20 protein-coding genes are annotated in these 21982 nt (G+C 42.6%); 12 read left to right on the forward strand and 8 right to left on the reverse strand.

All coding sequences use genetic code 11. From position 1 onward, the window contains the following. Positions 1 to 87: 87 nt before the first annotated feature. On the reverse strand, positions 88 to 246 hold the full coding sequence (rpmH, locus tag GVT53_RS09275; protein ID WP_072882462.1) for a 50S ribosomal protein L34: 159 nt from the start codon (positions 244 to 246) through the stop codon (positions 88 to 90). Positions 247 to 415: 169 nt separating this feature from the next. Between rpmH and GVT53_RS09280 the strand changes: the two genes are divergently transcribed. The 6 genes from GVT53_RS09280 to GVT53_RS09305 all read left to right on the forward strand — a co-directional run bounded on the left by GVT53_RS09280 (position 416) and on the right by GVT53_RS09305 (position 5988). Further along, positions 416 to 931, forward strand: coding sequence for a DUF2892 domain-containing protein (locus tag GVT53_RS09280; RefSeq protein ID WP_166248393.1), 516 nt, complete (start codon positions 416 to 418; stop codon positions 929 to 931). A gap of 288 nt (positions 932 to 1219) precedes the next feature. Then, positions 1220 to 2404, forward strand: a complete 1185-nt coding sequence (locus GVT53_RS09285; RefSeq protein ID WP_166248394.1) for a hypothetical protein — start codon at positions 1220 to 1222, stop codon at positions 2402 to 2404. 256 nt (positions 2405 to 2660) lie between these two features. Beyond that, the gene (locus tag GVT53_RS20935; RefSeq protein ID WP_205791906.1) at positions 2661 to 3260 is read left to right on the forward strand and encodes a hypothetical protein; all 600 of its coding nucleotides are present in this window, start codon (positions 2661 to 2663) and stop codon (positions 3258 to 3260) included. A 186-nt stretch (positions 3261 to 3446) separates the two neighbouring features. After that, on the forward strand, positions 3447 to 4106 hold the full coding sequence (locus tag GVT53_RS09295; protein WP_166248395.1) for a peptidoglycan DD-metalloendopeptidase family protein: 660 nt from the start codon (positions 3447 to 3449) through the stop codon (positions 4104 to 4106). A gap of 376 nt (positions 4107 to 4482) precedes the next feature. After that, on the forward strand, positions 4483 to 4953 hold the full coding sequence (locus GVT53_RS09300; RefSeq protein ID WP_240905194.1) for a hypothetical protein: 471 nt from the start codon (positions 4483 to 4485) through the stop codon (positions 4951 to 4953). 144 nt (positions 4954 to 5097) lie between these two features. Beyond that, entirely contained in the window at positions 5098 to 5988 is an 891-nt protein-coding gene (locus GVT53_RS09305) for a hypothetical protein (protein WP_166248397.1), read from the forward strand. A 30-nt stretch (positions 5989 to 6018) separates the two neighbouring features. On the opposite strand, the gene GVT53_RS09310 is transcribed toward GVT53_RS09305, so the two are convergent. Then, positions 6019 to 6987 carry a lytic transglycosylase domain-containing protein gene (locus GVT53_RS09310; RefSeq protein ID WP_166248398.1) on the reverse strand — a complete coding sequence of 323 codons (969 nt, stop codon included), beginning with the start codon at positions 6985 to 6987 and terminating at the stop codon, positions 6019 to 6021. Between the two features lie 47 nt (positions 6988 to 7034). Continuing rightward, positions 7035 to 7697, reverse strand: a complete 663-nt coding sequence (locus tag GVT53_RS09315) for an alpha/beta hydrolase (RefSeq protein ID WP_166248399.1) — start codon at positions 7695 to 7697, stop codon at positions 7035 to 7037. Between the two features lie 164 nt (positions 7698 to 7861). Here GVT53_RS09315 and GVT53_RS09320 point away from each other — a divergent pair, with 164 nt between their 5' ends. Further along, a complete protein-coding gene (locus GVT53_RS09320) occupies positions 7862 to 8155 on the forward strand; it encodes a GNAT family N-acetyltransferase (protein ID WP_163626701.1) in 294 nt (97 codons plus the stop codon). A gap of 51 nt (positions 8156 to 8206) precedes the next feature. Here GVT53_RS09320 and mtaB read toward each other — a convergent pair whose 3' ends face one another. Together mtaB and GVT53_RS09330 are read right to left on the reverse strand one after the other, a co-directional pair. Further along, on the reverse strand, positions 8207 to 9535 hold the full coding sequence (gene mtaB / locus GVT53_RS09325) for a tRNA (N(6)-L-threonylcarbamoyladenosine(37)-C(2))-methylthiotransferase MtaB (protein ID WP_166248400.1): 1329 nt from the start codon (positions 9533 to 9535) through the stop codon (positions 8207 to 8209). 630 nt (positions 9536 to 10165) lie between these two features. Then, positions 10166 to 11794 carry a BspA family leucine-rich repeat surface protein gene (locus GVT53_RS09330; RefSeq protein ID WP_166248401.1) on the reverse strand — a complete coding sequence of 543 codons (1629 nt, stop codon included), beginning with the start codon at positions 11792 to 11794 and terminating at the stop codon, positions 10166 to 10168. A 684-nt stretch (positions 11795 to 12478) separates the two neighbouring features. Between GVT53_RS09330 and GVT53_RS09335 the strand changes: the two genes are divergently transcribed. Then, positions 12479 to 13780 (forward strand): alpha-L-fucosidase, encoded by a 1302-nt coding sequence (locus tag GVT53_RS09335; protein WP_166248402.1) that lies wholly within the window; start codon positions 12479 to 12481, stop codon positions 13778 to 13780. 265 nt (positions 13781 to 14045) lie between these two features. Here GVT53_RS09335 and GVT53_RS09340 read toward each other — a convergent pair whose 3' ends face one another. Next, complete coding sequence (locus tag GVT53_RS09340; RefSeq protein WP_166248403.1) at positions 14046 to 15224, reverse strand: GlmU family protein; 1179 nt, start codon at positions 15222 to 15224, stop codon at positions 14046 to 14048. 81 nt (positions 15225 to 15305) lie between these two features. Further along, the gene (locus tag GVT53_RS09345) at positions 15306 to 15578 is read right to left on the reverse strand and encodes a type B 50S ribosomal protein L31 (RefSeq protein WP_166248404.1); all 273 of its coding nucleotides are present in this window, start codon (positions 15576 to 15578) and stop codon (positions 15306 to 15308) included. Between the two features lie 160 nt (positions 15579 to 15738). On the opposite strand from GVT53_RS09345, the gene GVT53_RS09350 reads away from it, so the two are divergent. From GVT53_RS09350 to GVT53_RS09365, 4 genes are read left to right on the forward strand one after another with little or no spacing between them, the layout of a single operon-like run. Next, a complete protein-coding gene (locus tag GVT53_RS09350; RefSeq protein ID WP_166248405.1) occupies positions 15739 to 16260 on the forward strand; it encodes a DUF4199 domain-containing protein in 522 nt (173 codons plus the stop codon). A 42-nt stretch (positions 16261 to 16302) separates the two neighbouring features. Then, the gene (locus tag GVT53_RS09355) at positions 16303 to 17250 is read left to right on the forward strand and encodes a glycosyltransferase family 2 protein (protein ID WP_166248406.1); all 948 of its coding nucleotides are present in this window, start codon (positions 16303 to 16305) and stop codon (positions 17248 to 17250) included. Positions 17251 to 17309: 59 nt separating this feature from the next. Continuing rightward, positions 17310 to 19016, forward strand: coding sequence for a phospho-sugar mutase (locus GVT53_RS09360; RefSeq protein ID WP_166248407.1), 1707 nt, complete (start codon positions 17310 to 17312; stop codon positions 19014 to 19016). Positions 19017 to 19019: 3 nt separating this feature from the next. Continuing rightward, on the forward strand, positions 19020 to 20846 hold the full coding sequence (locus GVT53_RS09365) for an ABC transporter ATP-binding protein (RefSeq protein WP_166248408.1): 1827 nt from the start codon (positions 19020 to 19022) through the stop codon (positions 20844 to 20846). A gap of 52 nt (positions 20847 to 20898) precedes the next feature. Here GVT53_RS09365 and GVT53_RS09370 read toward each other — a convergent pair whose 3' ends face one another. Then, positions 20899 to 21930 (reverse strand): WD40/YVTN/BNR-like repeat-containing protein, encoded by a 1032-nt coding sequence (locus GVT53_RS09370; protein WP_166248409.1) that lies wholly within the window; start codon positions 21928 to 21930, stop codon positions 20899 to 20901. Positions 21931 to 21982 lie beyond the last annotated feature (52 nt).

A 21982-nucleotide genomic window follows, 5' to 3' on the forward strand; every position in this document is an offset into this window, starting at 1 on the left:
AGGGGTTTCTCGTTATTTGCTTATATGTCAAAAAAAAGGTGTTACCTAGAAAAGTAACACCTTTAATTTAAATAATAGATACTATCATTATTTTTTATGTCTTGGCTCAGAGGAAACGGTTAATCTTTTTCTTCCCTTGGCTCTTCTTCTCGCAAGAACTTTTCTACCATTGGCAGTCGCCATGCGCTCCCTAAAACCATGCTTGTTTCTTCTCTTCCTTTTGGATGGTTGATACGTTCTTTTCATTTCCGAACTGTTTTATGGATTTTGTTGATGGGAAATTTGTTTTCCCTAAAAAATTCTGGGCGCAAATATACGAAGACTTTTTACTTTGGCAAGTCCAAACTTAAAATATTTAATTAACTTTTTAGTACTTTTGCCAGCGCTTAACTTAAGGTAAAAATCACTAGACCATATGTTCAATAAAAATATCAAGCTCGTTATTGCCGTTCTTATCATTGCTTATGCCGTTTACCAGTTTGTGGAGGGCAATATTGGCAACGGAATCGCATTGATCTTGCTCTCCCTCGTGTTCATTTTTCTGTACTTTAGGAATGAATTTATCCTGTTGGCTTTTCTTAAGATGAGAAAGCAGGATTTGGACGGGGTTCAACGGTGGCTCGATAAAATAAAGAACCCAGAGTCCGCTCTGATCAAAAAACAAGTGGGGTACTACAACTACTTGCACGGCATTATCTTTTCACAAAAAAACCTGACCCAGGCCGAAAAATACTTTAAAAAGGCATTGAAATATGGTCTCACCATGGATTATGATGTGGCCATGGCCAAATTGAGCTTGGCGGGCATTGCCATGCAAAAGCGCAGAAAGCGCGAAGCCACCCAATTGTTGAACGAGGCCAAAAAGTTGGACAAGAACAACATGCTTACCGACCAGATCAAGATGATGCAGCAGCAGATGAAGAAGATTTAATCTTCCTCCACTCCTTATCTTCTTTTTTTTCTATTGGATTGGCGATTCGTCAATTCATATGGCCCATCCGTAAATTCATTGCAATTTATTAAGTTCAAATTCCATAGTTTAGTTCCAAAGACTCAACCTGTTTGGACATTCATTGATATCGTTTAATAGAACGATATTTCTTGTAAAAGCTACCTGAGAGTATATTGTTGGTATCGTGGGTACAAGTTCGTTTCATTTTTTGGGAGCATACCAAATGCCGCCAATTCAACATAACAACCAAATCTTAAATAAAACAATATGGATATTGATGAAATTATAGAAAAAGGATATTTAACCTCAGCCGAAGAAGAGAAATGGAATTCTACACATCATTCAATGGTGATGAACTTGATTAAAAACAATGAAATTAAAGACCATTGCTTTATAAGGAATTATTCGTCGGAAAAATCTTTTACCAATATTGATTTATCGATTGCTGAAAAATTTGATATACTGGAAGCTAGCATTGATTGGTATAAGGATTTTCTTAAATCAAAAACTAAAAAAGAACAGTCACGATTTAGAAATGTTCAAATATACAAACAAGCCATTGAGTTTGGTGTTTTATTAAAAAAAGAAAGGTCTACCCTAAAAGAATGGTTGAAAATATATGAGACTTATCAAACAGATGATTTCATCTCTAAAAAAAAGAGAGAAAAGTTTATAAATTTTTACAAAGATTATTTAAATGGAACATTTGATAATGAAGTATCCAATCTTCTTGACCTGCTAAAGCATAAAAAAAGTTATAAGTATACAAATTATGAAATTGATTTAATATTGTTGACCAAGGCCAATGCAAGATTATACGAAGTTCTTTTAATCGATAAAAAGAATAAAACCTTTTGGGCAATTGGAAAAAATGATTACAAATTATATTATTTTGATTCCAATTCCTTTGTAAAAGATCCATTTGGATTTCAGCTTAATTTTGGAGATGATATTAATAAACTTCATAAAAAAATGGTGAGGGATATTGATAGATGTTCAAACAAATTATTCTTTTGGACCGGTAAAAAAGCAATCAATCAATATATTAGATATCATAATAAAATAATTATCCTTTTTGCCAAATCCTTCTTAGATAGACCTGGCATGATTATAGCTTCGCTGTCTTGTACGCTTAATAGTATAGAAGAAGATGAACGTAGAATAATTCAAGTAATTAAAAACTTTACTGCAAACTCTTCTTCCTATACGAATAATAAGGCTGGTGTAATTAAAGTTGGAATTGGTTTTGCTGGTTGGGAAGGACCATCATTATATAAAAATCATTGGATTTCTGAAGATTACAAAAATGGTTTGTATATAGAACAATCTTTTGGTAGCGAAGAAGAAGCAAAGATTAAATTTGAAGAACGAGCTGTTCAATTAATCAAAAAGGGTAAATATATTTTTTGCAGCTCTACCTATGATTGTTCAATCGAAACTTTAGAAATATAGTGTTATATAACACTATACCAAAAATCAAAGCCGGCCATCGCCAAGCTACGATTCATCGACTAACCGATAAGTACAATCTAAATTTACGTCGACTCTCAAAATGAACTCAAAGTCCATATCCGTCAATTCAAATGGGGCATTGGTCAATTTCCTTTGATGTTTTATCCAGAAAAAATCTAACTTCACTTATCTGTCGCTAAAGCGTCATTAAAACGACGTTTAGCTTAATAGTTGTAGTGCATTTGAGAGCAACCTAATGAAAATAAAGAAACTAATATTAATAATGGGAATTTTAAGTAGCGTTTTCGGATTTAGTCAAAACAAAAATCTAATTGAACTGACTTCAAATCAAGACGCTGAAGAAGGTTGGCAAGATTTAATTTTCACAATCACTAAAAAGGAAAAAATCGACAATGGATTTTGGAGTTTGACTTGTAAAGCAAAATATGAAAATCTGATTGTTGGACTAAAAATCAATATTGCGGACGGAATTCCAGCCGGAATCGTGAATAATGAGCTTGATAATACACGATTTGTAGAAAACGGAATTGAAATACAATCAATCGGAACTGAAAGCGATAAGCTGATAAGTGTAATTTCTAAACTTTACGGACAACCTAAACAAACGAAATTCTCGACTGAAAAACTGACTTTCACAATATTTCCTTTAAACCGAGAAAACGCAACTTTAGAAAATGGTCGATTTAAATTTAAGCTGTTTTTTGACGACAACAATGAGCAAAATCTATACGCTGAATTCTATCTAAATCCTGACTTAAAAAACGGAACTGTCGAATTGAATGAAAAGGATGAGGAATATCGCCAGAATATTGTAAAACTGTTATCTGAAAAATGAAAAAACGCACTACAACAATGTATAACCGCAATTACGGCGGATTCAACTACGTCCGAATCCACTCGGAATTGCTAAAGCCTGTGCTAAACCGAAAATAATCGCTAATTTAACCCGTAACTGACGGTTATACGATACCGATAAGTGTAACTCCCCAAAAATTATTGCTCAATAATTAACCATACAATAATGTATTTCCCCCTCAACCTAAACGGTATTACCCTTCACCCCCTATTCGGTGATTTCCTAAAAGGAGAACCATACATTTTTGATTTTTCATCCAACAACCCAAAGAATCTTGAATACAACCTATTCGATTTCGAGGAATTCAATACCATGGTTTTTGACGAGTTGGATGCATCTTCCCACCAATGGGGCATTGGCAAATATTTGGAAGAGCGAAAGAGTCTCCTAAGGGCTTACCCGAATATTATCGAGGAACAACGGTATTATCATCTCGGTCTGGATATTATCGTGCCGTATGACACCCCAATGTATTCCCCTCTGGACGCCGAAGTCCATAAAACAGGGAAAGAAACCGTAGTTGGTAATTACGGGGGCTATATCATCCTAAAGCATGATGTCAACGGCGTAGTTTTTTATTCTTTATATGGCCATTTGAAAACACCGCACCCAGTCAGCGAAGGTGAAAACATTAAAGCTGGTCAAAAATTTGCGCATATCGGGAAAGAAAGTGATAGCGGCGGTTGGTTTTGCCATGTCCATCTACAAATTCTCACCCAAGCAGCGATGGATGCCGGATATTCCGATTGGGGATACATTTCGCCAGGATTACTATCAAACGTGGAAACATATTTCCCTTCGCCCTACTTCCTGTTCAAATATTAAAAACAATGTACCTAAGAGCTTATTTCTAGTATTCAGTATTGGACAATAAACCGTTTGTGAAAATTCAACTATATCCTATTAGTATAAACTATGTAAAATCTGCATCCGTCAATTGAAATAGGCCATCCGTCAATTGCGGGTACTTTTTTTCCCTGTTTTCTTATTTCTTCGCCGCTCGTTTCGGATTTCGAATAACACGACCAAATCCGATTAATGCCATACTTACATGAAAATTATTAAAACATCTGTTCTTCTTATTGTTGTTCTATACTTAACAGGGTGTGCCTCCAAATACAGAACAATTCAGCCTGGAGGCCTCAATTACATCTCGACCAATGAAGTTGGTGGAATATCCCTTCAATACAGATATGATCTGTTGGATAAGAAATATGAGAAAAAAGAAGAAAAAAACGGGGTTAAATTGGTTGCAGTTAAAATTACCAACAACTCTGACCGGGATATAATGTTTGGTAAAGATGTTGCATTGGAGTATGAAAATGGCAATGGCGTTTATATCATGGAAAATGAAAAAGTCTTTAAAACACTAAAGCAAAGTCCTGCTTCCTATCTGTGGTATTTACTTTTGACCCCTTTAAACCTTTATACTTCCAAACCAGGCCCAAATGGTTTACCTGTAGAAACGAGTTCCACTCCCATTGGTTTAGTCTTGGGTCCTGGTATAGCGGGAGGAAACATGATAGTTGCAGGTTCGGCCAATAAAAAGTTAAAGACTGAATTGTTGGAATACAACATCAGTGGTACGGTCATAAAAAAAGGAGAAACAAAATATGGACTTATCGGCATAAGAACGGATACCTATGATGCACTAAAACTCAAAATTCAGTAAGGAGGTCACCTAATAAGAGAAAAATGGAATTTAACGCCCTGTACTCCCGAGGAAAGAAACCCTCGAACTTTGGTATATAGTTAAATATGTATCAACACATGTTTATGTGCCTTTTAAATGTCTTTAGTTATTTAAATCCAAACTATGCTGAACAAAGAATTAATCAAAGTTCTATCAAAAATCTACAGGTATGAGAACTCGAAGTATGACCCTGAAAAGAAAATCGATGTTTACCGACATACCGATCAATTAGCTCCACAACAACAAGAACATCTTGAAGCCAGTAATTTTGAACCCAACAGGATTACAAAATATGAACATAATGAAGTTGTAAACGAACTAAAGAACATCATAGAGAACCATAACCTTGAATACATGGTCTCCAATCTTTTCATTAAGGCCGTCGGGGCTGGTTTCAATAGAGGAATACAACCTATTTTCAGTTACTATTTTGCCAAAAACATGCCTCTTCATGATTTTAAACCTTGCTCCGCCAATGTACTTGAGCAAAATAATGTTTGCCGAGTATGTGGTATACAGGACACCGTATGGAGCAATGACAGCAAAAATCTGTATGATCTATATATAGGATATTGCAGGTTCGGTGGCTATAGCGAAATACTCTTGGATCTAAAAGAGATTCTAACCTTTGAGGGTGTAATTGCTACGGATGATGAAAAAAACACCTTTTTAGAAGTACTTGACATTATTGAAAAAGCACCTCGGGATGAAACTCCCTCTGGTCTACTCAAGAGATTATCCAAGGAGCGTTGTCTTCCAAAAAGCAACAATATTTCTCGTACCTGGATCGTAAAGTGTATGGCTGAGTTAGGAATACTTAGAAATTCATATGACAACGATTACAGCATTATGAATGCATTTGTACCCTATGAACAAAAGCTCGAATGGGAATTAAACATCCATAAAAGCTCCCTTCCAAGAGCCGATGTCGAATTCCCCATTTCTTCATGGCAAGGAGAATTAGGTATTAACAGAGCACTAGCAAATAAAATTATTGATAATGCCAGCAAGTAGTAACAATTCCTAAAAAACTAAAAGTGTAAATCACCTCCCCGTACTCCCCACGCGGTAATACCCTTTGTTCGGGATTTCAATAGTGTACTTTTTACGTGATGAGTTGTTCAAGTGCGGCTCGCGCAACCATGGATTGTGGCGCTTTAAAATCTTGTAATTGATCTCGTAGAGCTCTGCAAAATCCGCCCAGTTTGTAACGGCCGTGTCCACTTCAACCTTAAATGTGGGCACTTTTGCGTACATATCTTCCTCTTCCAGTTGAAAGCCGTATTTATCGCGGTTGGAAATGATCTCCTTTATCGCCAAGATACGGAACACATAACGTCCGGTCTCCTGCCCCAATAACAAATCGTAGTAACCGTCCACTTGCTGAATGCCCATATATTTTTGGATGCCCGCAGGACCAGCGTTGTAGGCGGCGGCGGTCAAGGTCCAGCTTCCAAAGCGATCTTTCCATTTGTTCAAATAATCACAGGCCACTTGGGTAGCTTTTTCAATATGATAGCGCTCGTCCACATTATCGTTAACCTCTAGGCCGTACTCTCTTCCGGTACCCTTCATAATCTGCCAAAAACCTGTGGCCCCAGCCGGGGAAACCACATTTTCCAGACCGCTCTCGGCCACGGCGAGATATTTAAAATCGTCGGGGATGCCGTTCTTTTTAAGGATCGGTTCAATGATCGGAAAGTATTTATTGGCCCGCTTCATCAACAAAAGTGCGTTGGACTGCCAATAGGTGTTCACCAAAAACTCACGATCCACCCGCTCCATGATTTCCGGGTCTTCCTGCGGAACGGCTTCACCTGCAAAGTTGAGGTCCTTGGGAATCTCTATGGCACTGATCTGGTAGGTGTCCGCCACATTTTTGTCCGTGGTCTCCGGCTCGGCCACCTTTGCTACAGGTTGCTCTTCAACTTCATTGGTCTGCACGGCAAAAATCAAAGTGCTCACAACAGCTATCAATCCTATAAATGCCAATATGTTTTTCAGATGTTTCATGTCTTCCCGATTAAATGTTATGTAAAGATACTATTATAAAGACGAAATTATTCCAAAATAATTGTGGGGAGATGCTCATTGAACCATCGGGCCCGGTGAATGATCATGGTATGGGTGCCATTTTTCACCACATGGCAGTTCTTGATATTGACCATGGGGAATACGGCATCCCGATCACCTTGTATATGCACCAAATTGTCCGGCGGGGTCTCTTGCTCCCAATTCACGATCTGGTCTAAGCACCAATCAATGTAATACTTGTCCCGAATGGATAAATATTTCTCGTACAAATGAAGGCGCTTGGTCACCGTTTCACCAAAGGCGTACTTGGCCAACAGCTCCACATTGTTCACCAATCCCGTGGGCAACAGCTTATGTACTTTGGTGTACTTGGCAAAAAGCATCCGTTTCGGCAATTCGTGCCTGCTTTTTACCGAGGATACCACAATGACCTTTTTTACGGGGATGATCTTCGCCATCTCCTGTACCAACATCCCCCCGAAGGAAACGCCCAATAGCACAGGGTCCGGGCCATGGATTTTTTCGCACATCTTTTGGGCATAATCCGTAAGGCTCATCCCTTTTTCGGGAACAAACCATTCCAGTTTATGTACGCTAAATTGATTTTCCGGCAGCTCGATCCCGTCAAAGATGGAAACGTTCGCAGCCATTCCCGGCATCAGGTACACATGGGTTTTATTATCGGACATATGGCACCAAATATCGCTAAGCACTAGGAAATTAGCAATATTTTGACTAATTTTGTATCCCTTTTGCAGCCAACCCCGCGAAACGAACATATTTTTTTAATCAGGGGAATATAGAAATGCCTTATTCCGGTATTTCTAAGGTCATTTAAAAAAACAAGTACTATATGACAACATTGGAAATCACTGACAATAGTTTCTTACGTCAATTTGAAACTACGGTCAATGGGCATTTAGCCAAAATTGAGTACTCTTCACAGGAGCGCAAGGTATTTTTGACAAAGCTGGTTATTCCAGAAGAAATTACCGAAGAGGGTTTTAAAGAGGATTTTATTAAAGCGGTATTGAACGAAATCCAAGAAAACAACCTTAGGGTTGTGCCCACTAGCCCACAGATTGCAGGTTTTCTTAGAAAAAACAGGCAATACAAAGAGATGTTACCGGTAGGAATCCGTATCTGATCCTGACCGGACATCCAAAAAGCATGTAAGCCTCCTTATCGGGAGGTTTTTTTATGCCGTTACCTCACTGGAAACAAACTCGAACCGTACCAGACCATCCGCATCAATGTCCGTTAGTTCCACTTGGTGCAAGGTATTCACCAATTCGGGGTCCCAGGGCGCCTTTACCTTCACGTAGTTCTCGGTAAATCCGTGGATGTAGCCTTTTTTGTTCTCGCCCTCGAACAGAACGGTGCGCACCGTTCCCAATTGACTCTCATAAAAAGCCCTACGTTTTTTGGCCGATAGCCCACGGAGCATCTTGCTACGCTTGCTACGCACTTTTTTGGGCACCACCTCGCCCATTTCGGCAGCCACGGTATTATCCCTTTCGGAATAGGTAAAAACGTGCAGATAGGAAATATCCAATTCGTTCAAAAAATGATAGGTCTCCAAAAAATGTTCATCGGTCTCCCCCGGGAATCCAACGATCACATCTACCCCGATACAGGCATGGGGCATGGCGTTTTTGATACGCTTTACCCGATCTACATACAAATTGGACAAATATCGGCGGCGCATCTTTTTTAAAATGTCGTCGCTACCGCTCTGCAAGGGTACGTGAAAATGAGGGACAAAAGAATTGCTCTGCGCCACAAAATCGATGGTCTCGTTCTTGAGCAAATTGGGTTCAATGGACGAGATACGAAGCCGATGGATGCCATCAATGGTGTCCAGGGCCTTCACAAGGTCCAAGAACGTATGTTGGTGCTTTTTGTTGCCGAACTCCCCTTTGCCGTAATCGCCAATGTTCACGCCCGTCAACACAATCTCCTTGATGTCCTGCGAAGCGATTTCCCTTGCATTGTTCAGTACATTGTCCAACGTATCGCTACGTGAAATTCCGCGGGCCAGCGGAATGGTGCAGTACGTACATTTGTAATCGCAGCCATCCTGAACCTTTAAAAAGGCACGCGTTCGGTCGCCAATGGCATAACTGCCCACATAAAAATCGGCATCGGCTATTTCGCAGGAATGCACTTCGCCCTTGTCGTTTTTGGTAAGGTCGTTCAGGTAATCGGTGATTTTGAACTTCTCCGTGGCGCCCAGCACCAAATCCACACCGTCCACCTCGGCCAATTCTTCCGGTTTTAGCTGTGCGTAGCAGCCCACGGCCGCCACAAATGCCTCGGGATTGGCTTTTTGGGCCTGTTTTACGATGGTCTTAAAACGTTTATCGGCATTCTCCGTTACCGAACAGGTATTGATCACGTACACATCGGCCTCCTCCGAAAAGTCCACGCGCTCAAACTCCTCCTTTTCAAAGCCCCTTGCAATGGTAGAGGTTTCGGAGAAATTGAGTTTGCAGCCCAGTGTGTAAAATGCGACTTTTTTGTTCATTTGCCCGCCTTGCGTTTTAGGGGCGCAAAGATAGTGATTTGTTGGGAGTTATCGCAAAGGGTTATTGGTTGATGGGTGTGTTGGGTTATTTGGTTATTTGGTTATTCGGTTATTTGGTTATTTGGTGATGGGTTAATGGTTGAAGGATAAAAGGTTCCCGAACTGGCAATTGGTAACTGCCTACTGACTTCTGATAGTTAATTGTCGTCCTATGTCTTATGTCTTGGTTCTTGAGTCTACTTTTGGGTTATTCGGTTATTGGTTAATGGTTGAAGGGTGAAAGGTTAAGGGTTAAGAAATTACTCGATTGTTGGATTGTTGGAAGAGCGGACCCTGAGCGGAGTCGAAGGGTGGATTATTCGGTTATTCGGTTATTTGGTTATTTGGTGATGGGTTGATGGGCGATGGGTAAAAGGTTCTCGAACTGACAATTGGTAACTGTTCATTGTTCATTGTTTATTGTTCATTGTAAACTGCCAACTGCCCACTGCCCACTGCCAACTGCCAACTGCCCACTGCCTACTGAATTCCGACTTCCGACTTCTAAAAAACAAAACCACCGGAAACCCTAAGGCCACCGGTGATTTTTTACCCTCTATATGGGAAAGGGCATGTATAAGCTAAACTTTGTTAAGGACAATTGGGACTTGGTGCATCACCAATAAATTCCCATCCATGAGTGTTCATTAATGCATTTCTCCATGTATCGTTACAATAAAATAGCCCTTCGCCTCCGAAGAGTATATCTTGAGGAACTTGGCCCTGGGGCAAAAAAGCCCAATTCAATAGCGTTTTATCGTAATTCTCTGGACTCATTCCAGAATTATCGAGCATAGATACCATACTAGTCGGACCAATAAGGCTAATATCCCAACCGCCCAAGTTTTGGTCAAAAGAAGTTGCCCCTAAGAACATATTCACCAGATTGGTCACGTTGGGGGTTTCCCAACCACTTATATCTCCGTTAAAAGAGGTGGCTCCTTCAAACATACTCTGCATGTCGGTCACATTGGTGGTATCCCAATCACTAAGATCTCCGTTAAAAGAGGTGGCTCCCCTAAACATATACTGCACGGCGGCCACATTGTAAGTATCCCAACTGCTGATGTCCCCGTTAAAAGAAGTTGCCCCTTCGAACATATAACTCATATCAGTGATCGTTTCCGTGTCCCAATCATTGAGATCGCCATTAAACGAAGAAGCTCCATTGAACATACCTAATAAACTTGTAACATTGGAAAGGTCCGGTGCATCGGTGGCATTGTACACCATATTTTCACACCCACTAAAAGCATAGGCAAAGTCTTGCCATACGATGGTGCCCCATCGCTCCAGACCGACTAATTTCAATAATTGATCATTATCAACGATTTCACTATGAATTGCAGGGAAAGTTCCCTGTATGGCCACGGTATGGATGCCCGGCTCCTGATAGGTATGTTCAAACATATGGTTCTCGGGCAGCTCGTTAATGGTCTCCACGGTACCATCGCCCCAGTCCACGGTAAAGTCGTAGGCGTAATCGGCATTGGCACCTATATAAATGGTCTCTTCGGGGGTTGTGGTCTCCCATTTGGTCACAAAAGAGGTAGGGTCGTCCGGGTCGATTGCCTCGGCAACATTCTCCACCAAAATGGCAATCTTGGCCTCGTCGGTTTTTTCGCCATCGGTAACGCTTACGGTAATGCTATGGGAGGTCGCGGTCTCATAGTCCAACGTCTTTCCCTCGGCCAATGTGAGCACACCAGCGTCGGAGAGCAAGAACAGGTCGTTGTCATTCTCGACAATGGAGAATTTAAGTGTGTCGTCTTTATCATTATCTGTGGCCTCCACTTGGCCGATCTCGTCGGTATCGGTTATGTCCTCCGCTACGGTAAGCTCTTGGTCTTCCATTACGGGGGCCTGGTTATCGGGTTCAACCTCGCCAACGGTAAATGTTCCGGTACTTGTGGCGGTCTGGCCATCTACGGTAACGGTTATCTTGCCCGTTGTGGCGCCGGTGGGCACCTTGGTCATCAATTGCGTAGCGGTGGCATTGTCCACCGTGGCGGTTATGTCGCCAAACTTAACGGTGTTCTCCGTTTTTGTGGTGGAAAAGTTGGTTCCCGTAATGGTCACCTCTGTGCCCTCGGGGCCCGTTTTCGGCGTAAAGTCCGTTATGGTGGGCTTGCTGGACGCTGGCGGGGTGTCCGGGCCGTCGTCCTTGCCGCAGGACCACAACAGGGCCACGGTCAATACTGAAAAAAGTATCTTTTTCATGATTTTTTTAGATTAATGATTAAATATTTAAGCAAATTCGGGAGTTCTGCCGAGGTTTTTAACCACTAATTGACGGATGCCCCATTTGAGTTGACGGATGAGGGGTTTGGGTTGATGGGGAGGTTCGGTTATTCGGTTATTCGGTTATTCGGTTATTTGTTAATGGTTGATGGGTTAAGGGATTACTCGATTGTTGGATTCTTGGAAGAGCGGACCCTGAGCGCCCGCCTGCGGCCGGCAGGTAGTCGAAGGGTGGATTATTTGGTTATTCGGTTATTTGGGTGAAGGGTGAAAGGTTCTCGAACTGGCAATTGTTTATTGTTTATTGTCAACTGACCTCTGACTTCGTACTTCCGACTTCTGACTGTTAATTGTCGTCCTATGTCTTATGTCCTGGCTCTTGGTTATTTGGTTAAAGGGAAAAAGGTAAAGGGTTAAAGGTTCCCGAACTGATAATTGTTCATTGTTCATTGTTAACTGCCAACTGCTTACTGCCAAATGCTTACTGCTTACTGCTTACTGCTTGCTGCTCACTGCCCACTGCCTACTGCCTACTGCCTCCCGACTTCCGACTTCCGACTTCTAAAATCTTTTGATTAACTTGTTTGCGCATACCAACAACAACTGTTTTAGGTCGATTTGAACCTATTAACCAACGCTCAACATTAACTAAATCCAAACCAAATGAAAAAGCGTATCGCCTTTGCCCTACTTGCTTTGATTTTTTCCGAGCTGTGCTTTGCACAAGTATACGAGCCAACCGCCGAAAACCTGGAAAATAGGGAGTGGTACCAAGATGCCAAGTTCGGGATGTTCATCCATTGGGGGGTGTATTCCGTGTTGGGCGTTCACGAATGGGTAATGGAGACAAAATCCATCGATAAAAAAACTTATGAGAAATTGCCGGCCTTCTTCAACCCCACCGAATTTGATGCGGAGGAATGGGTGCTTTTGGCCAAGTCCGCCGGGATGAAATACATCACCATTACCACCAAACACCACGATGGCTTTGCCATGTTCGATAGTAAACTGTCCGATTGGGACATTATGGACCGGACCGTCTACAAAAAAGACGTCATCAAACAAATGGCCGAAGCCTGTAGAAAACACGGTTTAAAGTTGTTTTTGTACTATTCCCAACTGGATTGGCACCATAACGATTACTACCCCAGGGGCGATACGGGCAAAAAAGCGGGAAGACCCGACAGCGGCAATTGGGAGGATTATCTGGATTACATGAACGGTCAACTCACGGAACTTTTGACCAACTACGGGGATGTTGGCGGCATTTGGTTTGATGGTTGGTGGGACAAAAAAGAGGCCGATTGGCAACTCAGAAAAACGTATGATCTGATTCACGGGCTACAGCCGCAGGCCATGATCGGGAGCAATCACCACCAAGCGCCCAACCCGGGCGAGGATTTTCAAATGTTCGAGAGGGATTTGCCCGGCGAGAACAAAGGCGGTTATAGCGCAGATGCCAAAGTTGGCAAGCTGCCCCTGGAAACTGCCGAGACCATGGCGCACCAATGGGGGTTTTCGCTACAGGACAAGGCCTACAAATCCTCCAAGGAACTGATCCAATATTTGGTGAGGGCCGCCGGGTACAACTCCAATTTTCTCCTGAATGTGGGGCCTATGCCCAATGGCAAGATTCAACCAGAATTTATCGACACTTTAAAGGTGGTGGGCAATTGGACGGACAAATACGGCAGTACCATTTATGGGACAAGAGGAGGGCCGGTCGCTGCGCAAAGCTGGGGGGTGACCACTCAAAAAAACGATAAAATCTTTGTGCATATTACCGATTGGAAGACCAACAATTTCCTTTTGCCCACCATTGATGGGGATATTGAGAATGTCACGGATTTTCAAACCAAGCAAAAGTTGAAGCATACTACCAACTCCTACGGAACCTTGGTCTCACTGCCCAAAGACCGCGATTACGACCTACCGGATTTTGTGCTCGAAGTGCGCTTGAAATAGCCATTAACACGTAAAACACCCATCAAACTTAAGTACCTTCAACTTCTAACTTAAACTTTGGCAATGAAACTAAAATTTTTGCAAGTGGGCCATTTAAAGCCCTAAACCTCGGGGGATGCCATCAATATAGATTAGGATTACAAAAACAACGGCCGTGGCCCGACCATGAAGGAGACCATTGTGCTTAAAAAGGGCAATACACATTACACCGGCGGTAATTGACAAAGCCAACGATTGGGTGTTAGTGGGGAAATTGAAGTGATTTCTAGTAGTTCCGCCACTTTTGGGTAAACTCGAACACATGCTCCAAAATTTTGGCTTCGGTCTCGTTGAATTCCATGTTGCGGCGTTTCATCATGGCCTCGGCCACTTCAAAAGCCTTGTTGGTCCTAAATGTGGTGTAGCCTGCCGTGGCCCCGCCCCAACTAAAACTGGGGATAAAATTCCGTGGGAATCCGCTACCAAAAATATTGGCGCTCACTCCGATCACGGTCCCCGTATTGAACATCACATTGATACCACATTTGCTGTGGTCGCCCATCATTAAACCGCAAAATTGAAGCCCTGTTTTGGCAAAACCACCTGTTTTGTAGTTCCAAAGCCTGACTTCGGCATAGTTGTTTTTTAAGTTGGAAGTATTTGTGTCAGCACCAATGTTGCACCACTCCCCTAACACGGAATTACCCAAAAAGCCATCGTGCCCTTTGTTGGAATTGGCGAACAGGACTGCATTGTTCACTTCCCCGCCCAATTTACAGCCCGGCCCAGCGGTTACGGCACCGTAGATTTTTGCGCCCATCTTTAAAATGGCGTTTTCACAGAGGGCCAGTCCACCACGAACCATACAGCCTTCCATCATCAAAGCATTTTTGCCAATGTAAATGGGGCCTGTGGAGGCATTCAAAATACAGAACTCCACCGATGCTCCTTCCTCGATAAATATGTTTTCGGGACACTTTACTTGGTTGGTCTCGGGTATGGGTTGACTGGTTCTGCCTTTCGTGATCAAATCAAAATCCGCTTGAAGGGCCGCTGCGTTGTTGGAAAAAATGTCCCAAGTATTTTTGATGGTCAACACCTCATCATCAAACGGAACCGCGGTATAGGCCGATTCCTCAAAACCAGTTTCCAGATTTTCCGTGACGTAGGCGATATAACCATCATCCCCGATCAAAGCTTCGCCCATTTTCAGCTTCTGAATGGCTTCCACCAAAATTTTGTTGGGCAAGTAGCTGCCATTGATCACGGTGTTTTCCGCTGCAACTGTCAACGGGAATTTTTCCGAAAGATAGTCCTCCGTTTGATGGCTCACGGACGAATCCAACCATTTCTCCCATTTCTCGCCAATGGTCAGGATGCCCACCCGAATGTCGGATACGGGACGTGTAAAGGTAAAGGGGAACAGGTCTTCGCGGTGATTGCCGTCGGATAGGATATAGTTCATAGCGCAGCTTTGAGTACCAAAAATAAAAAACGCCCTCGAAAAGTATCGAGAGCGCTCCTATATTTCGTTAAAAAGTACGACCTACTCGGCCTCCTTCTCTTCTTCTTTCTTGAATTTCTTGTACTTGTTCTTGAACTTGTCGATTCTACCAGCGGTATCGACCAATTTGGTCTTACCAGTATAGTATGGGTGAGAAGTTCTTGAAATCTCCAATTTTACCAAAGGATATTCAACGCCATCAACCTCGATGGTCTCTTTAGCTTCTGCAGTAGACTTTGTTAGGAACACATCATCATTGGACATGTCTTTAAAAGCAACCAATCTATAGTTTTCTGGGTGTATATCTTTTCTCATCGTCTTAAATGCTTAATCTCAGAATTTTCAGGGTGCAAATTTAATAATTTCTTTTAACTCTCCAAGTTAAAATCACTAAAAAAATAAAGTTAAATTTATGTGTAACAAAAATAAGCAATCCTTTACTAACCATCTGTAAGCAACACTAATTTTAAAAATCATGGAAGAACAACAACCCAAAACGGGAAAATTCGCACTTAACTACGGACTGTTGTTAGGTCTAATCGGAGTGGTGTTCGGCGTTATGCTCTACACCCAAAAAATGCATTACGAGACCAGTACGGCGGTCATCGTAATCTCCATCGTAATCTTGGCCGCCATCATCTTTTTAGGGGTCAATGCCTTTAAAAAGGCCAATGGTGGATACTTGACCATTTCGGAGGCTTTAAAGGTCGGTGTGGGAATCGCCTTGGTCGGTGCCATAATTTCCTTGATCTATCAATTTGTGCTCACCAATTTTATTGAGCCCGATTTTATGGACAAGGCCATGGAAATTGCCAAACCAAAAGCTATGGCGCAAAACCCCAACATGACCGAGGAACAATGGGAACAGGGCGTAGAAATGCAGAAAAGCTTTGCCTGGATACAGTATCCGGTTCTGTTGATCATGAACTGCGTACTTGGTCTGATCTTTGGCTTGATCTCAGGTTTGATCTTGAAAAAGTCCAAAGCCGATTACTAAAACAAAAAATGCTACTTTTGGAGGGAATTCCAGAATCGAACAATGCAGATTTCCATTGTAATTCCTTTACTGAACGAGCAAGAATCGCTTAAAGAACTACATGATTGGATTGTACAGGTAATGCAATCCAATCATTTTTCTTATGAGGTTATTTTTATTGATGATGGCAGTACCGATACATCTTGGGAAACCATTTTGGAACTGTCCAACATCAACAAGAATGTAAAAGGCATCCGTTTCCTGAAAAACTACGGAAAATCGCAAGCGCTGCACGCCGGTTTTAAGACTGCCGAAGGCGAAGTGGTCATTACCATGGACGCCGACCTGCAGGACAATCCCGAAGAAATCCCCGAACTGTACCGAATGATCGCTCAAGGGGGCCACCATGTAGTCTCGGGCTGGAAAAAGAAACGGTACGACTCCGTCATCACCAAAAACATTCCCTCCAAACTGTTCAACTGGGCGGCCAGGAAAACATCCGGTGTAAAATTGCACGACTTTAACTGTGGGCTAAAGGCCTTCAACAACAAAGTGGTAAAAACCATCGAAGTATCGGGCGAAATGCACCGATATATCCCGGTTTTGGCAAAAAATGCCGGCTTTTCCGACATTACGGAAAAAGTGGTCCAGCACCAAGCGAGAAAATATGGTTCCACCAAATTTGGAGCGGAACGCTTTATCAACGGTTTTTTGGATTTGATCACCATTTGGTTCGTTTCCAAGTTCGGACGTAGACCTATGCACCTATTTGGTGCTTGGGGCGTACTTATGTTTATAGTGGGCCTTGGATTTGCACTCTATTTGGGAATCGACAAGCTTTTTTTAAACCCATTGGGACGCTTGATCACCCAACGTCCCCAGTTTTATATAGCATTAACGGCCATGATCATAGGTACCCAATTGTTTTTGGCCGGTTTTCTGGGCGAAATCATGGTAAGGTCCCGAAAAAACGACACGAGATACAATATCTCCGATAAAATTAACCTGTAGGCCATACCCAAACCCTTTAAACTTTGTATTTTTAAGACGCTAAAACAACGATAAACACTATGGATTCCATTATAACCACAGCACAATCTTGGTTGACCGATTTTTTTGACGAAGACACAAAGAAAGAAATCAAACACCTTATAGAAAACGACCCCGAAGAGCTCAAGGAACGTTTTTATAAGGATTTGGAGTTCGGTACGGGAGGCATGCGCGGTGTAATGGGCGTAGGAACGAATAGGATCAATAAATACACTTTGGGCAAAAACACCCAAGGACTCAGCAATTACCTCAAAAAATCCTATACCGACGATGATCTTAGGGTAGTTATTGCATACGACTGCAGGCACAACTCCAAATCCTTGGCCAAAACGGTGGCAGAGGTTTTTTCCGCCAATGGCATCAGGGTGCATTTGTTCTCGGATTTAAGGACCACACCGGAACTCTCGTTCGCGGTAAAATATTTGGGCTGCCACGCCGGAATCGTGCTCACGGCTTCCCACAACCCGCCAGAATACAACGGTTACAAAGTATATTGGGCCGATGGCGGACAGATTGTTCCGCCACAAGATGGTGAGATCATTGCAGAAATCAACTCACTATCTTTCGAGGACATTAAATTTGACAAGAATGAAAGCCTCATCCATTTGATCGACAAGGATGTGGATGAAGCCTTTTTTGAAGCATCCGTTAAAAATGGAAGCTTTGATGCCAAAGGCAAGGGCGATTTTAAAATTGTGTTCACCTCGTTGCACGGTACCTCGATTACCGCTATTCCCGAAGTATTGAAGCGAGCTGGATACAAAAACGTCACCATCATTGAAGAACAGGCGGAGCCCAATGGCGATTTTCCCACGGTGGAATCACCAAACCCTGAAGAACCCGAAGCATTGTCCATGGCCATTGCCAAAGCAGAGGAAATCGGTGCCGATATGGTGGTGGGTACCGACCCCGACAGCGATCGTTTGGGCATAGCCGTTCGTAACTTGGATGGCAAAATAGAATTGCTCAACGGAAACCAGACCATGGTGCTGATGACCAAGTTCCTTTTGGACGAATACAAAGAAAAAGGGTTCAAGGGCAACGAATTTATTGCCACAACCATTGTTTCCACCCCAATGATGCAGCAAATGGCCAAATCGTATGGAGTGGAGTTCAAAACAGCATTGACGGGCTTCAAGTGGATCGGTAAAATGATCAAGGACTTCCCAAGTTCCGAATTTATCGGGGGCGGCGAAGAAAGTTTTGGTTACATGGTGGGCGACTTCGTGCGCGACAAAGATGCCGTGACCTCTACCCTATTGGCCTGCGAAATCGCAGCCAAGGCCAAGGCCAACGGAAGCTCTTTCTACAAAGATTTGATTGATGCCTACGTGGAATTTGGTTTTTACAAGGAAAAATTGATATCCATCACCAAAAAAGGAATGAGCGGCGCAGAGGAAATCAAACAGATGCTGAAGGATTTCAAAGAAAATCCAGTGGACACCGTTCAAGGTTCAAAATTGCTATACATTGAAGATTACAACACCTCCATCGTTAAAAATGTACAGACCGGAGAGGAGTTTACGCTTCATTTGCCAAAATCCAACGTATTGATCTATGAAACGGAAGACGGCACCCGAATTGCCGCTCGACCCAGTGGAACAGAACCCAAAGTAAAGTTCTACATCAGCACAAATGCAAAATTGGACAAGGCAGCGGATTTTAAATCCGTAAATTCGCAGTTGGAAACCAAAATAGAAGGTATCCTGTCCGAGCTGAATTTATAGTGAATGAACTACTTTAAAAAGATTCTCCGGTTTGCGGTGCCATACCGTAAATTCGGTATTCTGAATATTTTTTTCAATATTCTGTATGCATTGTTCAGTGCATTGTCCTACGCTGCACTCATCCCAATGCTAAATGTACTTTTTGATAAGACCAAGCAAATCAACGAGCCACCGACATATGAAGGCGTTGGCAAGCTCAAGGATTATTTCATGGACTACATGAATTATCAAGTAACCCAATATTCTGGCGAAGACCCCATGAAAGGGCTTCTGATGGCGGTTGGACTCATCTTGTTTTTATTCCTCTTCAAGAACATCTTCAATTACTTGGCGATGTACTTTATTACCTTTTTACGCAATGGCGTACTCAAGGATATCCGCAACAAAATGTACCAGAAAATCGTGGATTTGCCCATTTCCTATTTTTCCGAGAAAAAGAAGGGGGATGTTATTGCTAGGATCACTTCCGATGTTTTAGAGATACAGCACTCTTTCCTCTCCATTTTGGAATTGATCGTGCGCGAGCCCTTGACCATTCTTTTCACAATCATAGTGATGTTCATCATCAGCGTGAAGCTCACCATTTTTGTGTTCATTTTTATTCCAATTGCCGGAATGATCATATCCCGAATCGGAAAGTCGTTAAAGAAAAAATCGGACAGGGTACAAAAAGAGCAAGGGGAATTTCTTTCCATTGTGGAAGAAACTTTGGGTGGGCTTCGGGTCATCAAAGCATTTAATGCCGAATCCAAGTTCTACAATACGTTCAAAAGCTCCACTACCCGCTTTTTTAGATTTTCAAACTCTTTATTGAACCGTCAGAACCTATCATCGCCGACCAGTGAATTTTTGGGGATTGTTGTGTTTGGCGTCCTGCTCTGGTTTGGCGGGCGAATGGTCCTCTTGGAAGGAACTTTGGATGCAGCATCGTTTATTTCCTATATGGGACTGGCTTTCAATATTTTGACCCCAGCAAAAGCCATAAGCAAAGCTTCGTATGCCGTTAAAAAAGGAAATTCGGCTGCCGAGCGCGTTTTGGAGATACTCGAATCCGAAAACCCCATCAAGGATATTGACGGCGCAAAGGAAATAACTGATTTCAACGCTGGTGTAGAGCTTAAAAACATATCCTTTAAATACGAAGACGATTATGTACTGAAAAATTTCAACCTAAAGGTTGATAAAGGAAAAACCGTCGCCTTGGTAGGGCAATCCGGAAGTGGAAAAAGTACCGTGGCCAACTTGGTGACGCGCTTTTATGATGTAAATGAAGGAGAAATTTTGATTGATGGCAACAATATCAAAAACATCACCAAGAAATCGCTGCGTGGACTTATGGGACTGGTAACGCAGGATTCCATCCTATTCAACGACTCCGTAAAGAACAACATTGCGCTGGGCAAGGAAAATGCCACGGATGAAGAAATTATGGAAGCGGCCAAAGTCGCGAACGCCCACGATTTTATAAGCGAACTGCCGAATGGTTATGAAACCAATATCGGCGATAGCGGAAATAAATTGAGCGGCGGACAAAAACAACGCCTGTCCATTGCAAGAGCGGTGCTCAAAAATCCGCCCATCATGATTTTGGACGAAGCCACATCGGCACTGGATACCGAAAGTGAGCGCCTGGTGCAGGACGCGTTGGAGAAAATGATGAAGAACAGGACTTCCATTGTAATTGCGCACCGTTTGTCCACCATCCAGAATGCGGATACCATTGTAGTGATGAGCAAAGGCGAAATCGTGGAGCAAGGCACCCATGAAGAATTGATAAAATCTGCAAAAAACTACAAAAAGCTAGTGGAAATGCAGTCGTTTACTTCGTAGAAAGACGGATTCTTGGATTGTTGGAGTCCTGTCTCCTGACTCCTGAAAAAAATTATTTGAACTCCAACTTCGCGATTCTCCCACTCCCTGCAGCATAGGCCGTCGAATCATTTAAAAATCGTAATGTAAAAAAAGGTTCTTCGCTCAATCCCTTCCAGCTCGCCCCGCCATCAGATGAATAAGAAATTCCAGTAAAACCGGTGGCCACCAATGCTTCACCGCCAGAATTGGGCACAAACTGCACACAACTTTTATAGCCCGGTTCCTGACCATCGGCAATCAATTGCCAGCTTTTCCCACCATCAACGGTTTTTATCTTGTTCTTGACACTTGAACTTGGTTTTGTATAGTCCCCACCTATGGCAAATCCAACATTCTCATCATAAAAGTCGATGGAATAAATCCCTTGTGTTGGTTCATCGGAGGTTATCGGGGTTTCCTGTATGCCCCATGTCGCTCCCTTATCTGCGGAATAATAAATTCTACCTTCGGTGGTCCCGATCCAAACTTTGTTTCCTTGTACGGCGATATTACTGTTACTGGCTGCAAAAGCTCCTTCACCTTCAATACCTTTTGGTAAATCGGAACACGCCAGTTTGGTCCAAGTAACTCCCCCATCTCTCGTGATGATGATGGAAAGACACCCATTTACCGTATCGCCAACCGCAATCCCCTCGGTATCGTTCCAAAACGCAAGGCTATCATAAAAAACACCTTCGCCCTCTTCCGTGTACACCAATTCCATTTTTCCGGTATCGCCTGTTTTATATAGCAAGGCCGGACTTTCTATGGAAAGCATGAAAAAATCTTCAGAAGTTCCGCCCACGGCCCTAAAACTAGGTGTGATGGAGTCGTAGGATTGAATATTGGTCCTGACCTTATTGGAATTGACATCCACGGTGCCGTACACTCCATTGCTGCCTGCAAAGGCCAATGTTCTACCATCCAAAAATGTGATGGCCCGAATACTTACCGAATCTTCAAAAACCGCGGTTACGTTAACGGATTGAAAGGGTTGTTTTTTCGGTTCTTCGGCACACGAAAACAAAACCAAAACGGCAAAAAGGGAAAGGATTGACCTCATTGTATTTATTTTCTTCAAAAGTAAGGAGAAATCATACCTTTGCAACCTTATT

The sequence above is a fragment of the Flagellimonas oceani genome, from assembly GCF_011068285.1.
GTDB classification, from domain to species: domain Bacteria; phylum Bacteroidota; class Bacteroidia; order Flavobacteriales; family Flavobacteriaceae; genus Flagellimonas; species Flagellimonas oceani.